This is a genomic window from Nocardioides sp. GXQ0305 (genome assembly GCF_050880345.1).
GTDB lineage: Bacteria > Actinomycetota > Actinomycetes > Propionibacteriales > Nocardioidaceae > Nocardioides.
In genome coordinates this window covers 233,902-249,027 of record NZ_JBNYXG010000002.1, presented here as the reverse complement: position 1 = coordinate 249,027, position 15,126 = coordinate 233,902, and the positions used below count along the sequence as shown (strand labels likewise).

Below are 15,126 nucleotides of genomic sequence, written 5' to 3'. Positions count from 1 at the left end.
GTGCTCTGGGTCCTCGCGATCCTGCTGGTGCTGCTCCTCGGCACCATCGCCGTGGTGGCCGCGGGCCGCGGCACCCCCATGGTGGAGGCGTGGGACGACCGGCCCGACGCGGACGTTCCGGCCGAGGGACCGCTCGGGGCCGAGGACCTGCGCCGGGTGCGGTTCTCGCTGGCCTTCCGGGGCTACCGCATGTCCGAGGTCGACGCGCTGCTCGACCGGCTGGCGCGCGAGCGGGAGGCCGAACGGGGCGGCGACCCACCCCGGGCGGGTCGTGGCGACGGTGACGCGGGCTAGGGCACACTGCCCCCGTGTCCATCGAGGTCGTCGTCTACATCCTCACCGCACTCGCGGCCGTGGTGGTGGTGCTGACGAGGGTGCGCCTCGGGGGTGAGGGGGGCGCCGGGCGCCTGGAGGTCGGCTCCGCCCTGCTCAACCTGCACACCGTCGCCGGCACGCTGGCGCTGGCGTGCTGGGTGGTCTACCTGTTCGCCGACGAGGAGACGCCGTTGGGCGGCCAGGTGATGGGCATCGTCGCGATCGCGCTGTGGTGGGTGACGGCCCTGGCCGGACTGCTGGTCCTGGTCCGCTGGCTCCCGAGCCGCGGCAAGCACGCCACCAAGGCCAAGGAGGACTCATGGTCGGAGGGCCCGGGGCTCTCGCTGCTCGCCCACCTCGGCATGCTCGCGGGCGTGCTGGTCTTCACCTACGCCTACGCCGCCTCACTGGTGTGACCCGGCCCTCCGTCCCGATCGCGGCGCTCGTGGCCGCCGTGCTGGTGGCCGTGGTGCCGCCGGCCGGGTCCGCCGCCGCGACCCTGCCGTCCGGGGCGGGGACGGTGGCGGCCGTCGCGCCCCCCGACGCCCAGGTCGGACGCCGCAAGCTGGGTGAGTCGGTGCGGGGGCGGCCGATCATGGCCTACCGGCTGGGAGAGCGCGACGAGAAGACCGTGGTGCTGTTCTCGACGATGCACGGCGACGAGCCCCGCACCCGGCGGATCCTGGTCTCGCTGCGCGAGGGCCGGCCGATCCGGGGCGTCAACCTGTGGGTGGTGCCGACGTACAACCCCGACGGGCTCGCGCGGGGCACCCGCAAGAACGCCCGGGGCGTCGACCTCAACCGCAACTTCCCCTACCGCTGGGCCGACCTCGACGGCGCCTACGAGTCCGGGCCGCGGCCGAGGTCGGAGCCCGAGACCCGCGCGGTCATCCGGTTCCTGAAGGACGTCGAGCCGCACCGGATCATCAGCTTCCACCAGCCGCTCTACGGCGTCGACCAGGACACCAAGAGCCGCCGGTTCGCCCGCAAGGTGGCCCGCGAGCTGCGGCTCCCGCGCAAGACGTTCGACTGCGGCGGCGTGTGCCACGGGACCATGACGATGTGGTACAACCACCGCTTCGACGGCGCGGCGCTCACCGCCGAGTACGGCGCCGACCCGTCCCGCCGGATGATGCGCAAGATCGCCCCCCGTCGCGTGCTCCGGGTGTTCTCGGCCCGTCGGGTCAAGCTCGACCAGCTGCGCTGAGCCGACGGGTCAGCGGCCCTCGAAGACCGGCGTCTCCTTCGCGACGAACGCCTCGACCGCAGCCGCGTGGTCGTGGGTCGCGCCGGTGAGGGCCATCATCTCGCTCTCGAACGCGACGGCCTCGTCGAAGGAGTGGCCGGCGGCGTACGCGACCGAGCGACGCATCGCGCCGAGCGCGACCGTGGGGCCGGCGGCAAGACCCTTGGCGGTCCCGGCGACCAGCGCCGGCAGCTCCTCGGCCGGGACCACCTGGGTCGCGAGGCCCAGCTCCAGGGACTCCGCCGCGGAGACGGTCCGGGGGAAGTAGAGCAGCTCGATGGCCTTCGCCCGCCCGACCAGCCGCTGCAGGTGGTAGCTGCACCCGGTGTCGCACGACAACGCGACTCCGGCGAAGGCCAGGTTGAAGCCGGCGGTGTCGGCGAGCATCCGCAGGTCGCACGCGAACGCCAGGCTGGCCCCCGCGCCCGCCGCGACCCCGTTGACGGCGGCCACGACCGGCTTCGGCATCGCCACCAGCGTCGAGACGATCGGGTTGTAGTGCTCGTCGACCGTGTTGAACAGGGTGTCCCGTGCGCCGCTCCTCAGCAGCTGGATGTGCTCCTTGAGGTCCTGTCCCACGCAGAACGCTCGGCCGCTGCCGGTCAGCACGACGCACCGGACCGCCGGGTCCTCGCCCACGGCCGTGACCGCCTCGAGCAGCGCCTCCTTGGTGGCCACGTCGAGGCTGTTCATGGCGTCGGGTCGGTTCAGCGTCAGGGTGGCGACGCCGTCGGTGTGGTCGACGAGCACGGGTTCGGACGTCATGGGAGCAGTCTGCCGGAAGCCGTGACAGGGTTGAGGCGAGCGGGTACGTCACCGGGTTTCGACGCGCCTGACGCGACCTCGCAGGCTCGGTCGCGGGCTTGCTCAACCTTCCCTCGCCCACGCCGCGTGCTCCGCACGCGGCTGCTCAGTCCAGGCAGTGGGCGACGTAGCGGTCGGCGGCCGGCTTGAGCCGCTCGGCCTCGCTGGTGAACAGCTCGGCGGCGATGCGTCCCGGCCAGTCCGGCGGGAGCAGCTCCGCCGGCAGCCCGGGGTCGGTGAAGAGGAACTTGCGCCACTCGTGGACCAGGTGGAAGCGCGCTGCGAACGCCTCCCGGTCGGGGTCGCCGGCCGCGTCGGCCGCCCGGTGGAGCAGCGCGTCGGCGTTCCCGACGAAGGCGCGGTACGCCGCCGCGAGCCCGTCGAGGTCCCACGCGTCCACCGGTGCGGGCTCGATCGTGTCGGCCCGCACGCGTCGGGCGGTCGCCCCGGCCCGGTTCAGCACCTCGTCCAGCTCGGCCCGCGGGAACGGGCTCACCCACACCTGCGGCGCCAGCTCGGCGTACCCGATGAAGGTCAGGTCGGCCCGCAGCCGGTTGCGGGCCGCGCGGTCGACCGGCGGGTCGACCAGCCGCAGCTCCCAGTGCCCGTCCCAGGTCTGGTCGACCCGGCGGTAGATGCGCGCCCCCGCCTCGTCCAGCCACCGGATCGCCCGGCCGGTCGCCCGGTAGCCGCGGCCGGCCTCGAGCTGCACCGGCTCCAGCCACTGTTGGGCGACGAGCCGCGAGATCGCGGTCCGCACCGCGGGCGGCTGGATGCCGACCGGCTCGAGGAGCTGGACCAGCCCGGCGACGGGCGCCTGGCTCCCCCGACTCCGCAGGTGGTCGCCGTAGACGTCGAACAGCGCGGACCGAGCGTGCATGGAGGGAGTGTGCCAGCCTCGGCGCGCCCTGTGGTCCGCGTCACCCCGGTCATGGGGGATAATGGACCGGCATACGACGCGGCGCGGCTCCTGTGGCCGCGCCCGTCGACGAGAAGAACATCAAGGAAGAGGTGCGCGGATGGCGGCGATGAAGCCCCGGACGGGTGACGGTCCGCTCGAGGTCACCAAGGAGGGACGCGGCCTGGTGATGCGCGTACCCCTCGAGGGGGGCGGCCGGCTCGTCGTGGAGCTCAACGCCGACGAGGCCGCCGAGCTGCGACAGGCTCTCGAAGGCGTCACCAGCTGACGCCGTGGTGCCTCCCGAGCTCCAGACCATCCCGGCCCAGGTCTCTCCGCCCGACTTCGCGCTGAGCACGCTGCGCCCGCACGCCGTGTCGGGCGTCGAGGTCGTGGCCCTGCCGGTGCTGCCCGGACCCGACGACGGCTCGGCCGTGCTCGGCCCCGGCGCGGCCGAGCTGGGCGAGGCGCTGGGCCTCGACCTGCTCGGCGTGCTCGAGGCGAGCCGTGCGACGGGCAAGGCCACGGAGGTCACCACGGTCCCGGTGCCCTCCGGCGGGCCCGGCGACGAGGCCCTGCGCCTGGTGCTGCTCGTCGGCGTCGGCGAGCAGACCACGACCGACCTGCGACGTGCCGGCGCTGCCCTCGCCCGGGTCACTCGTGACCGCGACGCGGTGGCCACGTCGGTGCCGGCCGTCTCCGACACCGCCGGGCTGAGCCAGTTCGTGGTCGGGCTGGTGCTGGGGTCGTTCTCGTTCACCATGCGGTCCGACGGGCCGCAGCAACGGCCGGTGGGCCGGGTCGTCCTCGCCGGGCTGGCCGACGACGCCGATCTCGCCGACGCGCTCCAGCGCGGCCTGACGATCGGCGGTGCCGGCTGGCGCGCCCGGACGCTGGCCACGGTCCCGTCCAACATCAAGAACCCGCAGTGGCTCGCCGAGCAGGCCGAGGAGGTCGCCCACCTGGCCGGGTTGCGCATCGACGTCCGTGACGAGAAGGCGCTGGCGGCCGAGGGTTTCGGCGGCATCGTGGGCGTCGGGCAGGGCTCGGCCACGCCGCCACGGCTGATCCGGCTCGACTACGTCCCGCGAGGCGGTCGCAGGGCGCCCCGGGTCGTCCTGGTCGGCAAGGGCATCACCTTCGACACCGGTGGCCTGTCCATCAAGCCGGCCGAGTCGATGACCACGATGAAGCGCGACATGACGGGCGGCGCCGTGGTCATCTCGGTCCTCGCAGCGCTGTCGGCGCTCGACTGCCCGCTGCGGGTCACCGGCCTGGTGGCCGCCGCCGAGAACGCGGTCGGGGCCGACTCGATCCGCCCCGGCGACGTGCTCCGCCACTACGGCGGTCGCACCAGCGAGGTGACCAACACCGACGCCGAGGGCCGTCTGGTGATGGCCGACGCGCTGGCGTACGCCGTCGCCGAGCTCGACCCCGCGGTCGTCGTCGACGTGGCCACCCTGACCGGGGCCATCAAGGTGGCGCTGGGCCAGTCGATCGGGGGCCTGTTCGCCAACCGGGAGCCGCTGGCGGACGCGCTGCGCCGCGCCGGCGACGTCTCCGGTGAGCAGGTGTGGCGGATGCCGTTGGTCGCCGACTACGAGCACCACCTCGAGTCGAAGGTGGCCGACGCCGACAACGCCCCCAAGCACGCCGGCGCGATCAGCGCGGCGCTGTTCCTCCAGCACTTCGTCGGCGACGTGCCGTGGGCCCACCTCGACGTGGCGTCGGTGGGCGACGCCCCCAGCGAGCGCGACGAGTGGAGCCCGGGGCCGACCGGGTTCGGTGCGCGGCTGCTGCTCGAGTGGCTCACCGGCCCGGACCCGTGGGGAGGCGGGAGCCGGTGAAGGGCCTCACCGTCCGCTGGTCACTCGAGGGGGCGTCCGACGAGGTGGTCGAGGAGCTGCGGACCTACGTCGCCGACAGCTCCCACGCCCGATTCACCGACATGCGGGGCCTGCACTTCAAGACCTGGCGGATGCGTCCCGGGCAGTGGTTCGAGGGCTGCTACGTCTTCGCCAGCGACGAGGAGCGCTCGGACTTCCAGCGCAGCTTCGCGCAGGGCGCCGCGGAGTCGCCCGGGTCGAAGATCATCGGCAGCGCGCCGACCCTGATCGAGGAGTGCGAGGTGGTCGCGGTCGCCGAGGGCCAGGACGGCTTCCGCGCCGCCAGCCGCTTCTGATCACGGGCGTGGACGGTCGGGTCGCGTGTGCGCACCGCGGTGCGCGGCCCCTGTCGACGGGACGGCAACCAGACCTCGCGTAGTCTCGAGGGTGCCCGTCACGCTTCCGCACCGTGGTGCGTCGGCCTTGCGAGCAGGGTCGGAGTACACATGTCGCCGTCACGAGTCACTGACGGGTGGGCTGAGCGTGAACTGCTCGCCGTCTGCCTGGAGGACGTCACCCGTGCCCGCGCGCAACTGCGCGCCGCTCAGGGCGTCCCTCATCGATGCGATGTCTACGACCTGCGCGCGGATCTGATCGCGGCACTGGAGGCGTACGCGAGTGCGATCACGCAGCTCGGGGCGCCGCTTCCCCGCAAGCTCCGAGTGGAGATCGACCTCCAACGTCGGATCGGACATCGTCACTGAGTCGCTCACGAGGCCGGGCCGTCGTCAGCGTGGCGCGGGTGCTGCCAGCGCGCTGGGCCGGGACACAGGGCCTGCGGTCCAACGCACCCGGCACCGCCCTGCCAGGCGCAGCGTCGGGACTCCGTCACTCCCCGGCTTCGGGCGACCAGAGCTTCTTGGCCGCCAGCAGCCCGTCGCCGACCGGCAGCAGGACCGCGACGAGGTCCTCGTCGTCGGCGACCCGCTTGCCGAGCTCGCGGATCGCGACCGTCTCCTCGTCGCGCTGCGCCGGATCGGCGACGCGGTCGTGCCAGAGCGCGTTGTCGAAGGCCACGACGCCGCCGGGTCGCAGCAGCCGCAGCGCCTCGGTGAGGTAGTCGTCGTACTCGGCCTTGTCGCCGTCGCAGAACACCAGGTCGTAGTGGCCGTCGGTGAGCCGGGGCAGCACGTCGAGCGCTGCGCCGGGGATGGTGCGGGCCCGCTGCGAGGCGATGCCGGCCTCGGTGAAGGACTCCTTGGCGAGCCGCTGGTGCTCGGCCTCGATGTCGACGGTGGTCAGGATGCCGTCGGCCCGCATCCCGCGCAGCAGCCAGATGCCGGAGACGCCGGTACCGGTGCCGACCTCGACCACCGCGCGCGCCTCGAGGATCGAGGCGAGGAAGCGGAGGGCCGCGCCACCGCCGGGGCCGATCGGCACCACCCCGACCTCCTCGGCGCGGGCACGGGCCGAGGTGAGGACCTCGTCCTCGCCGACGAAGTCCTCCGCGTAGGACCAGCTGGCGGGCTTGAGGGGAGTGGTGATGGTGGCCTCCTCGGTCAGGCGCCCGGGGCGGTCGGGCGATTCCGACCCTATCCTCATCGACCGGGAACATGCGCCGACCGCCGGTCGTTCAGAGGACATCCGGGACCCGCTCACAGGTTCCTCTCAGCCCGTTCCCCTAGCGTGAGAAAGGTCCGCAGCTGAACACCGTGAAGGCAGTGTCGATGAAGCCCGAGGACCCGACTCAGTCGGCCTCCGACCCGGTCCCCACGTGGGACGAGGTCGTCGAGCGCCACTCCGACCGGGTCTACCGGCTCGCCTACCGGTTGACCGGTGACCGGCACGACGCCGAGGACCTCACCCAGGAGGTCTTCGTCCGCGTCTTCCGCAGCCTGCACACCTACACCCCGGGCACCTTCGAGGGCTGGCTCCACCGGATCACCACCAACCTGTTCCTCGACCAGGCACGTCGCCGTCAGCGGATCCGGTTCGACGCCCTGTCCGACGAGCGCGCAGGCACGCTGCGCAGCCCCGGCCCGGCCCCCGACGCCGCCGTCGCCGACCGGCTCTTCGACGACGACGTCGAGCGGGCCCTCGCGGCCCTGCCGCCGGAGTTCCGCGCCGCCGTGGTGCTCTGCGACGTCGAGGGCCTCTCCTACGAGGAGATCGCCGACATCCTCGGCGCCAAGCTCGGCACCGTCCGCTCCCGCATCCACCGGGGGCGGGCGATGCTGCGCCGGGCGCTGGCCCACCGGGCACCGGTCGCCGGCCGGGTGCGCTACTCCGGTCCGTCCCTCGCGTCGGAGGGGTACGCATGATCGGGCACCTCGGGTCCCGGGTGAGCGCGCTCCTCGACGGGCAGCTCTCGCAGGTCGAGACCGACCGCGCGTGGGCCCACGTCCACCTGTGCCACGTCTGCCGCGACGCCGTCGAGCGCGAGGGCTGGGTCAAGACCCGGCTCTCCACGCTCGGGGGGACCTCCGCCCCGTCGCACCTGAAGGGGTCGCTGATGGGCCCGCTGCCGGCGACGGCCCCCGCCCTCCCCGTCGAACCGGCTCGCCGTCCCAGCCGGGTCGTCCTGGGCGGATCGGCCGCCGGGGTCGCGGTGCTCGGCGTGGTGGTCCTCGGGATGGTCGCCGGCGCCGACGCGCCCGCCCCCGACCGCCGTGCGCCGGCGACGAACTTCTCCGGCTCCGAGGCACCGCAGCCGCTGCCGATGCGCGCCCCGGACACCGACCGGCGCTGACGTGCAGGTCCGGCCGCTGCCGGCCGGCCGTTGGGCATCTCACCGGCCGTGGGGGAGACTGTGGCGGTGAGCGACCACCACGAGGGCCCGCCGTCGCGCGAGCCGCGCGGCGACGTCGAGCCCACCCAGCCCCTGAGCCGGCCCCCGGTCGGTCCCGGGGGTGCTGCGTGGCTTCCCCCGGCCCACCTGCCGCCGCCCGGCTGGGGTCCGCAGACCCGGCCGATGCCGGCGGCGCCCCGCCGCGCCCAGCCCGCCGGTTGGGTCTGGCCGGTGGTGGTCGGGCTCGCCCTGGTCGTCGGCCTCCTCGGCGGCGTCGGCGGAGCGATGCTCGTCGGCGACGTCCCGGATGCGCCCGGGATCGTCGACGACGGACTGGAGGGCGTCGACACCCGGGAGCGAGCCCCCCTCACGGCCGGCAACCGGTCGGTGGTCGCGGTGGCCGACCAGTTGCTGCCCAGCACGGTGCAGATCCGCGCCGAGCTCGACGGGCAGGCGGGTGGGGCCACCGGCTCCGGGTTCGTGCTCGACCGCCAGGGACACGTGATCACCAACAACCACGTCGTCCAGGAGGCCGACGAGGGCGACGGCCCGATCCAGCTCGTCGACCAGGACGGCAACACCTTCGACGCCGAGGTGGTCGGCCGGAGCCCGGTCTACGACCTCGCCGTCCTCTACTCCCGAAGCGCCCGACGGCTGCCGCCGGCGTCGCTCGGCTCCTCGCGCCGGCTCGCGGTCGGTGAGGCGGTGGTCGCGTTCGGCTCCCCGCTCGGCCTGAGCTCGACGGTCACCTCGGGCATCGTCAGTGCTTTGAACCGGCCGGTGACCACCGGTGACTCCAACAACGACACCTCCTACATCAACGCCGTCCAGACCGACGCCGCGATCAACCCGGGCAACTCCGGCGGCCCGCTCGTCGACCTTCAGGGCCAGGTGGTCGGCGTGAACAGCGCCATCGCCACCACCGGCGGAGGCCTCGGTGGTCGCAGCGGCAACATCGGCGTCGGCTTCGCGATCCCCATCGAGCAGGTCCGGGTCACCGCCGACCAGATCCTGCGCACGGGAGAGGCCCGCTACCCGGTGATCGGCGCCCAGGTCCAGACCGGTGGTCCCAGCGAGGTCCAGGGGGCGCGGATCGACGAGGTCATGGCCGACACACCGGCCGAGCAGAGCGGCCTCGAGGTGGGCGACGTCATCACCGAGGTGAACGGACTGCGGGTGACCGACGGCATCGCGCTGATCGTCGCGATCCGCTCCTACCAGCCCGGCGAGACGATCGAGTTCACCCTCACCCGCGATGGTGAGGAGCAGACGGTGGAGGTCCGGCTCGGAGCCGAGACGGGCTGAGGCCCGGGGGGAAGCCGGGCGCTGCGCGAGTGGCGTCGGCACGCGTTGACAGCCCGGTCAGTCGGCGGGCGGGACCTCGTCGCCGTCGAGCGGGCGTCCCTCGGGGTCGACGAACGGGTGGGTGTCGACGTAGCTGCGGGTCTCGTCGTACATCCGGGTGATGTAGCCCTCGAGCTGCTCGGCCTCGACCCGCCACTGACCCCGGCCGCCGATCTTGATGGCGGGCAGGTCGCCGCGCCGGACGAGCGCGTAGACCTGGGCCACGGAGGTGTTGAGCACCTCGGCCACGTCGGCCAGGGTCAGGAAGCGCGGCGAGTCCGGCATGCGGGTCATCGTCGCACTCCGGGCGGCCGGCGCGGTACGCACACCCCGTCGGCTGTGGAGAGACGGCTGGCCGACGACGCCCCGTCGGGTCATGATGTGCCGGTGACGAGTCTCGGGGACCTCTCGTCGGCACCTGCGTCGACACCGACCACCGCGCCGGCGCGGGGGCCGGCCCAGCCGCCGGCCGCCGGCCGCGCGACCACGCCGGGCTGGCGCGACCCACGGTTGTGGATCGGCGTGCTCATCGTCGCGGTGTCCGTGGTCGCGGGCTCGCGGCTGCTGGCCGCCGCCGACGACTCCGTGCCGGTGTGGGCGGTCTCCGCCGACATGGCGACGGGCGACGAGGTGACCGGAGCAGATCTCGAGGCACGCCGGGTCCGGTTCGTCGACCCGGCCGACCTCGGCCTCTACTTCCCGGCCGACGAGACGCTTCCGGCCGACCTCCGGCTGCGGCAGCAGGTGGGGGCGGGCGAGCTGCTCCCGCGCTCGGCGACCAGCAGCGCCGCGGAGGCAGGCGTGCTGCAGCTCCCCGTGTCGGTCGACCCGGCCGGGCTCCCTCCGGGCGTCGGAGCAGGGTCCGTCGTCGACGTCTACCTCCGGACCGAGGGTCGCTGCCCGGCGTGCGCCGACGCGGCGCTCACCGAGGTCACCGTGGTCACGGTGCCGCCGCCCGACGACCTCACCGGGACCCAGCAGGTGGTGCTCGCCGTCGACCAGGCGGGCGTCGACCGCTGGTTCGACCGGCTGGCGCGGGTCCAGCAGCCGACGGTGACGATCCTGGCGCGGGGCTGACCCGTGGTCGTCGTCCTGGTGCTCGCCGCCGGCGCCGGCTGGGAGTCGGCGGCCGTCGCCGGTCTCGCGGACCGTCCCGACGTGGTGGTCCTCAAGCGGTGCGTCGACGTGGCCGACCTGATCGCGACCGCCGCCGCAGGTCAGGCCGACGTGGCCGTGGTGGGGCTCGACGCCCCGGGCCTCGACACGGCGGCCGTCGACCACCTGCGCGGGTACGGCGTTCGCACCGTCGCGGTCCTCCCCGGGGGCGCCGACCGCGACGCGGTGCTGCTCGCGGCGACCAGGATCGGGGTCCGGTCGACGCTCGCCGACGACGCCCTCGAGGAGCTGGGCGAACTGGTCACGGCCGACGACCGGGTGCCCGACGTGCCGTCCGAGCAGCCCGAGGTGGCGCTCCCGCCCCCGCGCCACGGTCGGCTGGTCGCGGTGTGGGGACCGGCCGGGGCGCCGGGCCGGACGACCGTCGCCGTCGGCCTCGCCGCCGAGATCGGCCGCCACCACCGCACCGTGCTCGTGGACGCCGACCCCTACGGCGGGGCGGTGGCCCAGCAGCTCGGCGTGGTCGACGAGGTCTCCGGCCTGCTCGCTGCCGCCCGGCTGGTGGCGACCGGTCAGCTCGAGGAGCGGTTCGCGGGAGTGCCGCGCTCGCTCGACCACCGGTTCAGCGTGGTCACCGGGCTGCCCCGTCCAGACCGGTGGCCGGAGATCCGCCCTGGTGTGCTCGAGCGCCTGCTCGAGGTGGCGCAGGGGCACGGGCACGTCGTCGTCGACACCGGCTTCTGCCTCGAGGACGACCTGGCGCTCGACCCGGTCGGCGGGCGCACGGGTCGCAACCGGATGACGCTCGCCGGTCTCGCCGCGGCCGACGAGGTGGTGGTCGTCGGCAGCGCCGACCCGGTCGGGCTCTCCCGACTGGCGCGGGGCCTGGTGGAGCTGGCCGAGGTGGGCCCGCCGGCGCCGGTACGGGTGCTCGTCAACCGGATGCGACCGACCCTCGGGTGGTCCGAGCGCGACATCGTCCGGATGCTCCACACCTTGGTGCCTCCCGAGCGGGTGCACTTCCTCCCCGACGACAGGGCCGGGGTCGACCGGGCCCTGCTCGCCGGCCGGACCCTCCAGGAGGTCGGCGACTCCGCGCTCACCCGTGCGCTCGCCGGCGTCGTCGCCGAGCTCGGCGTGCGTCAGGCCGCGAACAGCAGGTAGAGCCCACCGACGGTGAAGGCGATCATCGCGAACAGCATCGGGAGCTGGCCGGTGATCTGGTGGCGCGGGGGGAGCACCTGGAGCGCGCGGTCGTGCGCCGCCACCGTCGCCACGACGTGCCCGACGATGACGGCGCCCACCTTGATCGACGCCAGCAGGGTGGGCTGCGCGGACAAGGCGCTGATCGGCGCCAGGTCGGCGGTGCCGAGCAGGTCGGCGCCGGCGCCGAGCGGGTCGCTGGCCTGCATCAGGGTCTGCCACCCGACGTCGACGAAGTAGTTGAGGTAGTGGGCGACGAAGTAGCCCACGACGATCGGCACCACCGAGTGCGCGAACAGGCCCGGCAGCGTCGAGCGGGGGGTCTCGTCGTCGACGCCGGTGGCCACCGATCCGACGACGAGGATCAGCGCCACGCCCGCGCAGAAGGTCAGCAACGCCGCGAGGTCGAGGACGGACGCCGGCAGCTCGGCCGCCTGCAGGTAGCGGATCCACGCGAGCGACTCGCGGAAGGAGTCGAACGCGGTGCTGCCGAGCAGCACCGACACGACCGCGACCAGCCCGGGGGCGACCCGGGTGGTGGCGAGGTTGGCGAGCGGGCTGCGGACGACCAGGACGCCGTCGCGCCGCCCCCAGACCGACAGCTTCCCGCAGAGCGTCGAGAACACCTCGAACGGGTCGCCGAACCGGTAGAACGACGACCCGAACAGCGCCCCGCCGAGCAGCATCGCGGCGACGTACACCGCCATCCAGAGCCGGACCGGGCCGAGCTCGGTGGAGTGCGGGTAGACCAGCTCCATCCAGACGAACGCGAACAGGCCGATCGCGGCGGGCCAGTAGCCGAGCCGTTCGGGGTAGTCGCGGACCCCGCGCTCCGGGTCGCCGCCGGTGAGCCGGGCGACGGCTGCGTTGATGGTGCGCACGGGGCTGATCGCCCGCCACACCGGACCCAGCAGCACCGAGGCGGGGACCAGGCCGACCCACCACCACACGTAGAAGATGCCGAAGACGGGGTTCGTCAGCAGGTCCTGGCCGAACACCGCCGCCACGGCGACGTACCCGGCGAGGACCACGCCCACGACGCGGAGGGCCACGGCCCACCCCCGGGAGTCCACCACCCGTGCCAGCCACTCCGGCGCGGGCCGTCCGGACCTCGCACCTTCGAACCGCGCGGTGCGCCACGCCACCGACAGCACCGTGAACGAGAGCACGAGCGCGGCGACCGCGCCCGCGATCGCCAGCTGCGGCGGGATGGGCAGGTCGGCGGGACCGCCCAGCCCGTGGGCCAGCGTCGACCGGTCGTCCACGACGATCTAGCTGACCTCGAGCTGGAGGACGACGGTGTCGAGCTCGTGCGACTCCACCTCGACGACGCCGGGCTGGTCGACGGTGAGCCTGAGGGTGGTGGTGCCGGCGCCGTAGTCGAGCTCCTGCTCGGGGTCGGAGTGGACGTGCAGCTCACCCTCGGTGTCGGACTTCACGATCACCTCGATCTCCTCGCCGACGCCGGCCTCGACACGCTCGGGAGCGGGTGCCTCGCCGTCCTCGAAGGTCAGGGTGACCGAGGTCCCGCTACCGCCCTCCTGCGCCTCGCTCGGCTCCTCGCTGCACCCGCCCAGGGCGAGCACGGTCAGCAGGCCGGCCACGGCCAGCACGGCACCTCGCACGATCGGTCCTCTCGTTGTCGGGGCGGCGACCCGCGGGCGCCTCACCTCTGCCAGAATCCCATGGTGACCAAGGCCGCGGGCAGGCGCCCCGGCGACGAGCGACCTGCCGACGGAGTGGGATGGGGACCGTGAGCCAGCGGCTGCGCCCTCGCGACGTGGCGCTGCTCGCGCACGAGTCGCCCGCGACGCCGATGCACCAGGCGACCGTCGAGATCTTCGACCCGGGCGCCTCCGGGTTCGACCACGAGCGGTTGCTGGCCCTGGTCGCGGAGCGGATCTCCTTCGTGCCCCGCTACCGGAGCCGCCTGCAGTCGGTGCCCGGGAGGCTGGCGCCACCCGCCTGGGTCGACGACCCGCACTTCGACCTCGCGTTTCACGTCCGCCGCTCGGCCCTGCCGCGGCCCGGCAGCATGGACCAGCTGCGCGAGCTGGTGGCCCGCATCGTCTCCCGCCCGCTCGACCGCAGCCGTCCGCTGTGGGAGGTGTACGTCGTCGAGGGTCTCGAGGGCGGCCGGGTCGCCGTGCTCTGGAAGTCGCACCTCGCCCTGGTCGACGGGATCGACACCGTCGACCTCGGCCAGGTGCTGCTCGACACCTCGCCGGAGCCGCGCCCGCTCGGAGGCGACGAGTGGCTGCCTGCCCAGCGGTCCTCGTCGCTGGGGGTGCTGTCCACCGCTGTCTCCGACGTGGCCAGGGAGCCGCGGCTCGCCTGGGACGCGGTGCGCGCCAACACCGCCTCCGCGCTGCGCGCCGCCGGGGGAGCGGCCGACCGGGCGGGTCGGGTCGCGGGTGCGCTCGCCAACCGGCGCCCGGTGCCCGAGTCCCCGATCGCCGGAGAGCTGTCCCAGCAGCGCCGGGTGGTCACGGTCCGCACCTCGCTCGACGACCACCGCCGGGTCCGTGAGGCGAGCGGCGGGTCGGTCAACGACGTGGTGCTGGCGACGGTCGCCGGTGCGCTCCGCGGCTGGTTGATGACCCGGGCCGAGTCGCTCGGCGGCGTACGCCGGGTCCGGGCCGTGGCGCCCGTCTCCGTGATCGACGAGGAGCTGGAGGCCACCTCGCTCGGCAGCCAGATCGCTCCCCACTGGGTGGACCTGCCGGTGGGGGAGCCGAGCCCCGTCGTCCGGCTCCACCAGGTCTCCTACTCGTTCGAGGCCCATCGTGGCGTGGCCGCCGACCGGCTGGCCGGGATGTCCGGTTTCGCCCCGGCCACCTTCCACGCCGTCGGCGCGCGGGTCGCCGTGGAGGAGCTGCGCCGCGGCTTCCAGCTCGCCGTCACCAACGTCCCCGGCCCGCAGGCCCCGCTGTTCGCGGGCGGGGCCCGGATGCTCGAGACCTACCCGGTCCACCCGCTGCTGCCCGGGCACGCCCTGGCGATCGGCGTGACGTCGTACGACGGCGGCGTGTTCTACGGCATCACGGCCGACCGTGACCTGCTGCCCGACGCCGACGTGCTGGGCCAGTGCGTGAGCGACGCGCTCGACGAGCTGGTCGACGCGACCAGTGGCACCCGCCGCCGAGCCCCCCGCGGCCGGCGGCCGCTGTCGAAGAAGGACGACGAGCGATGACCCGCGTCTACCTCGCCACCACCCGCGACGGCCTGACGCAGCTCCACGCGACCGGCACGGTGCCGGCCGGGGTCGAGCGGGTGGTCGCGGCCGACGACGACGAGGCCAGCGAGTACGACGCGCTGATGACCGCCGCGGCCGTGTCCGCCGACCTGGGTGGACCCGGACGGCGGCGGGTGGTCGTCGTGGCCGAGGTCGCGGACGTCGACGGCCGGGTCGCGATCGGCGACGTCGTGGCGGTCCACTGCGACCCCCACGACCGGCCCGCCGACGCCGATCCGGACGACGACCTGGCGTGGTTCGCGACGCAGGAGATCCCGGACCTGCTCTGAGTCGCCGACCCGAGCGAGGTGCCGGGCTTCGACGCGCCCGTCGCGACCCTTCGAGACGGGC

Annotated in this window: 19 protein-coding genes; 13 read left to right on the top strand and 6 right to left on the bottom strand. The window is 74.2% G+C overall.

The genetic code is table 11. The annotated features are described in order from the left end of the window. Genes ACQ1X7_RS06050 through ACQ1X7_RS06040 form a run of 3 tightly spaced genes read left to right on the top strand, consistent with a single transcriptional unit; the run spans position 1 to position 1,522 of the window. Positions 1 to 294 carry a DivIVA domain-containing protein gene (locus ACQ1X7_RS06050; RefSeq protein ID WP_432477267.1) on the top strand — a complete coding sequence of 98 codons (294 nt, stop codon included), beginning with the start codon at positions 1 to 3 and terminating at the stop codon, positions 292 to 294. A gap of 14 nt (positions 295 to 308) precedes the next feature. Continuing rightward, complete coding sequence (locus ACQ1X7_RS06045; protein WP_432477266.1) at positions 309 to 731, top strand: hypothetical protein; 423 nt, start codon at positions 309 to 311, stop codon at positions 729 to 731. Beyond that, on the top strand, positions 728 to 1,522 hold the full coding sequence (locus ACQ1X7_RS06040; protein ID WP_432477265.1) for a M14 family zinc carboxypeptidase: 795 nt from the start codon (positions 728 to 730) through the stop codon (positions 1,520 to 1,522). The genes ACQ1X7_RS06045 and ACQ1X7_RS06040 overlap by 4 nt, the downstream gene beginning before the upstream one ends. A 9-nt stretch (positions 1,523 to 1,531) precedes the next feature. Here the strand turns inward: ACQ1X7_RS06040 and ACQ1X7_RS06035 are convergent, their stop codons facing one another. Continuing rightward, entirely contained in the window at positions 1,532 to 2,326 is a 795-nt protein-coding gene (locus ACQ1X7_RS06035; protein WP_432477264.1) for an enoyl-CoA hydratase-related protein, read from the bottom strand. A gap of 145 nt (positions 2,327 to 2,471) precedes the next feature. Further along, on the bottom strand, positions 2,472 to 3,245 hold the full coding sequence (locus ACQ1X7_RS06030) for a PaaX family transcriptional regulator (RefSeq protein ID WP_432477263.1): 774 nt from the start codon (positions 3,243 to 3,245) through the stop codon (positions 2,472 to 2,474). Between the two features lie 139 nt (positions 3,246 to 3,384). Between ACQ1X7_RS06030 and ACQ1X7_RS06025 the strand changes: the two genes are divergently transcribed. The 3 genes from ACQ1X7_RS06025 to ACQ1X7_RS06015 are packed head-to-tail and all read left to right on the top strand — an operon-like array spanning position 3,385 to position 5,445. Beyond that, positions 3,385 to 3,552, top strand: coding sequence for a DUF3117 domain-containing protein (locus ACQ1X7_RS06025; RefSeq protein ID WP_432477262.1), 168 nt, complete (start codon positions 3,385 to 3,387; stop codon positions 3,550 to 3,552). 7 nt (positions 3,553 to 3,559) lie between these two features. Then, positions 3,560 to 5,110, top strand: coding sequence for a leucyl aminopeptidase family protein (locus ACQ1X7_RS06020; protein WP_432477261.1), 1,551 nt, complete (start codon positions 3,560 to 3,562; stop codon positions 5,108 to 5,110). Further along, positions 5,107 to 5,445 (top strand): hypothetical protein, encoded by a 339-nt coding sequence (locus ACQ1X7_RS06015; RefSeq protein ID WP_432477260.1) that lies wholly within the window; start codon positions 5,107 to 5,109, stop codon positions 5,443 to 5,445. Before ACQ1X7_RS06020 ends, ACQ1X7_RS06015 begins: the two co-directional genes overlap by 4 nt. Positions 5,446 to 5,977: 532 nt before the next feature. Here the strand turns inward: ACQ1X7_RS06015 and ACQ1X7_RS06010 are convergent. After that, positions 5,978 to 6,691, bottom strand: a complete 714-nt coding sequence (locus ACQ1X7_RS06010; RefSeq protein WP_432477259.1) for an O-methyltransferase — start codon at positions 6,689 to 6,691, stop codon at positions 5,978 to 5,980. Between the two features lie 125 nt (positions 6,692 to 6,816). Here ACQ1X7_RS06010 and sigE point away from each other — a divergent pair, with 125 nt between their 5' ends. The 3 genes from sigE to ACQ1X7_RS05995 all read left to right on the top strand — a co-directional run bounded on the left by sigE (position 6,817) and on the right by ACQ1X7_RS05995 (position 9,182). Continuing rightward, on the top strand, positions 6,817 to 7,410 hold the full coding sequence (sigE, locus tag ACQ1X7_RS06005; protein WP_432477258.1) for an RNA polymerase sigma factor SigE: 594 nt from the start codon (positions 6,817 to 6,819) through the stop codon (positions 7,408 to 7,410). Beyond that, positions 7,407 to 7,838, top strand: a complete 432-nt coding sequence (locus ACQ1X7_RS06000; RefSeq protein ID WP_432477257.1) for a hypothetical protein — start codon at positions 7,407 to 7,409, stop codon at positions 7,836 to 7,838. Before sigE ends, ACQ1X7_RS06000 begins: the two co-directional genes overlap by 4 nt. Positions 7,839 to 7,904: 66 nt before the next feature. Further along, positions 7,905 to 9,182, top strand: a complete 1,278-nt coding sequence (locus ACQ1X7_RS05995; protein WP_432477256.1) for a S1C family serine protease — start codon at positions 7,905 to 7,907, stop codon at positions 9,180 to 9,182. Between the two features lie 57 nt (positions 9,183 to 9,239). On the opposite strand, the gene ACQ1X7_RS05990 is transcribed toward ACQ1X7_RS05995, so the two are convergent. Then, a complete protein-coding gene (locus tag ACQ1X7_RS05990) occupies positions 9,240 to 9,506 on the bottom strand; it encodes a helix-turn-helix domain-containing protein (protein WP_432477255.1) in 267 nt (88 codons plus the stop codon). A gap of 102 nt (positions 9,507 to 9,608) precedes the next feature. Here ACQ1X7_RS05990 and ACQ1X7_RS05985 point away from each other — a divergent pair, with 102 nt between their 5' ends. Together ACQ1X7_RS05985 and ACQ1X7_RS05980 are read left to right on the top strand one after the other, a co-directional pair. Further along, positions 9,609 to 10,298 (top strand): hypothetical protein, encoded by a 690-nt coding sequence (locus ACQ1X7_RS05985; protein ID WP_432477254.1) that lies wholly within the window; start codon positions 9,609 to 9,611, stop codon positions 10,296 to 10,298. 3 nt (positions 10,299 to 10,301) lie between these two features. Next, positions 10,302 to 11,501, top strand: coding sequence for an AAA family ATPase (locus ACQ1X7_RS05980; RefSeq protein ID WP_432477253.1), 1,200 nt, complete (start codon positions 10,302 to 10,304; stop codon positions 11,499 to 11,501). On the opposite strand, the gene ACQ1X7_RS05975 is transcribed toward ACQ1X7_RS05980, so the two are convergent. Further along, positions 11,480 to 12,805, bottom strand: a complete 1,326-nt coding sequence (locus tag ACQ1X7_RS05975) for a hypothetical protein (RefSeq protein ID WP_432477252.1) — start codon at positions 12,803 to 12,805, stop codon at positions 11,480 to 11,482. The two genes, ACQ1X7_RS05980 and ACQ1X7_RS05975, sit on opposite strands and share 22 nt — an antisense overlap. Before the next feature lie 6 nt (positions 12,806 to 12,811). Next, the gene (locus tag ACQ1X7_RS05970) at positions 12,812 to 13,165 is read right to left on the bottom strand and encodes a hypothetical protein (RefSeq protein WP_432477251.1); all 354 of its coding nucleotides are present in this window, start codon (positions 13,163 to 13,165) and stop codon (positions 12,812 to 12,814) included. Between the two features lie 128 nt (positions 13,166 to 13,293). Between ACQ1X7_RS05970 and ACQ1X7_RS05965 the strand changes: the two genes are divergently transcribed. Both ACQ1X7_RS05965 and ACQ1X7_RS05960 read left to right on the top strand, forming a co-directional pair. Further along, positions 13,294 to 14,733 (top strand): WS/DGAT/MGAT family O-acyltransferase, encoded by a 1,440-nt coding sequence (locus ACQ1X7_RS05965; protein ID WP_432477250.1) that lies wholly within the window; start codon positions 13,294 to 13,296, stop codon positions 14,731 to 14,733. Then, a complete protein-coding gene (locus tag ACQ1X7_RS05960; protein ID WP_432477249.1) occupies positions 14,730 to 15,065 on the top strand; it encodes a DUF6912 family protein in 336 nt (111 codons plus the stop codon). Before ACQ1X7_RS05965 ends, ACQ1X7_RS05960 begins: the two co-directional genes overlap by 4 nt. Positions 15,066 to 15,126 lie beyond the last annotated feature (61 nt).

What these genes read in the sequence shown, in the direction of transcription:
- ACQ1X7_RS06035 (WP_432477264.1), bottom strand. Translation starts at nt 2,326, where the DNA reads ATGACGTCCGAACCCGTGCTCGTCGACCACACCGACGGCGTCGCCACC.
- ACQ1X7_RS06030 (WP_432477263.1), bottom strand. Translation starts at nt 3,245, where the DNA reads ATGCACGCTCGGTCCGCGCTGTTCGACGTCTACGGCGACCACCTGCGG.
- ACQ1X7_RS06025 (WP_432477262.1), top strand. Translation starts at nt 3,385, where the DNA reads ATGGCGGCGATGAAGCCCCGGACGGGTGACGGTCCGCTCGAGGTCACC.
- ACQ1X7_RS06010 (WP_432477259.1), bottom strand. Translation starts at nt 6,691, where the DNA reads ATGAGGATAGGGTCGGAATCGCCCGACCGCCCCGGGCGCCTGACCGAG.
- sigE (WP_432477258.1), top strand. Translation starts at nt 6,817, where the DNA reads ATGAAGCCCGAGGACCCGACTCAGTCGGCCTCCGACCCGGTCCCCACG.
- ACQ1X7_RS06000 (WP_432477257.1), top strand. Translation starts at nt 7,407, where the DNA reads ATGATCGGGCACCTCGGGTCCCGGGTGAGCGCGCTCCTCGACGGGCAG.
- ACQ1X7_RS05990 (WP_432477255.1), bottom strand. Translation starts at nt 9,506, where the DNA reads ATGCCGGACTCGCCGCGCTTCCTGACCCTGGCCGACGTGGCCGAGGTG.
- ACQ1X7_RS05960 (WP_432477249.1), top strand. Translation starts at nt 14,730, where the DNA reads ATGACCCGCGTCTACCTCGCCACCACCCGCGACGGCCTGACGCAGCTC.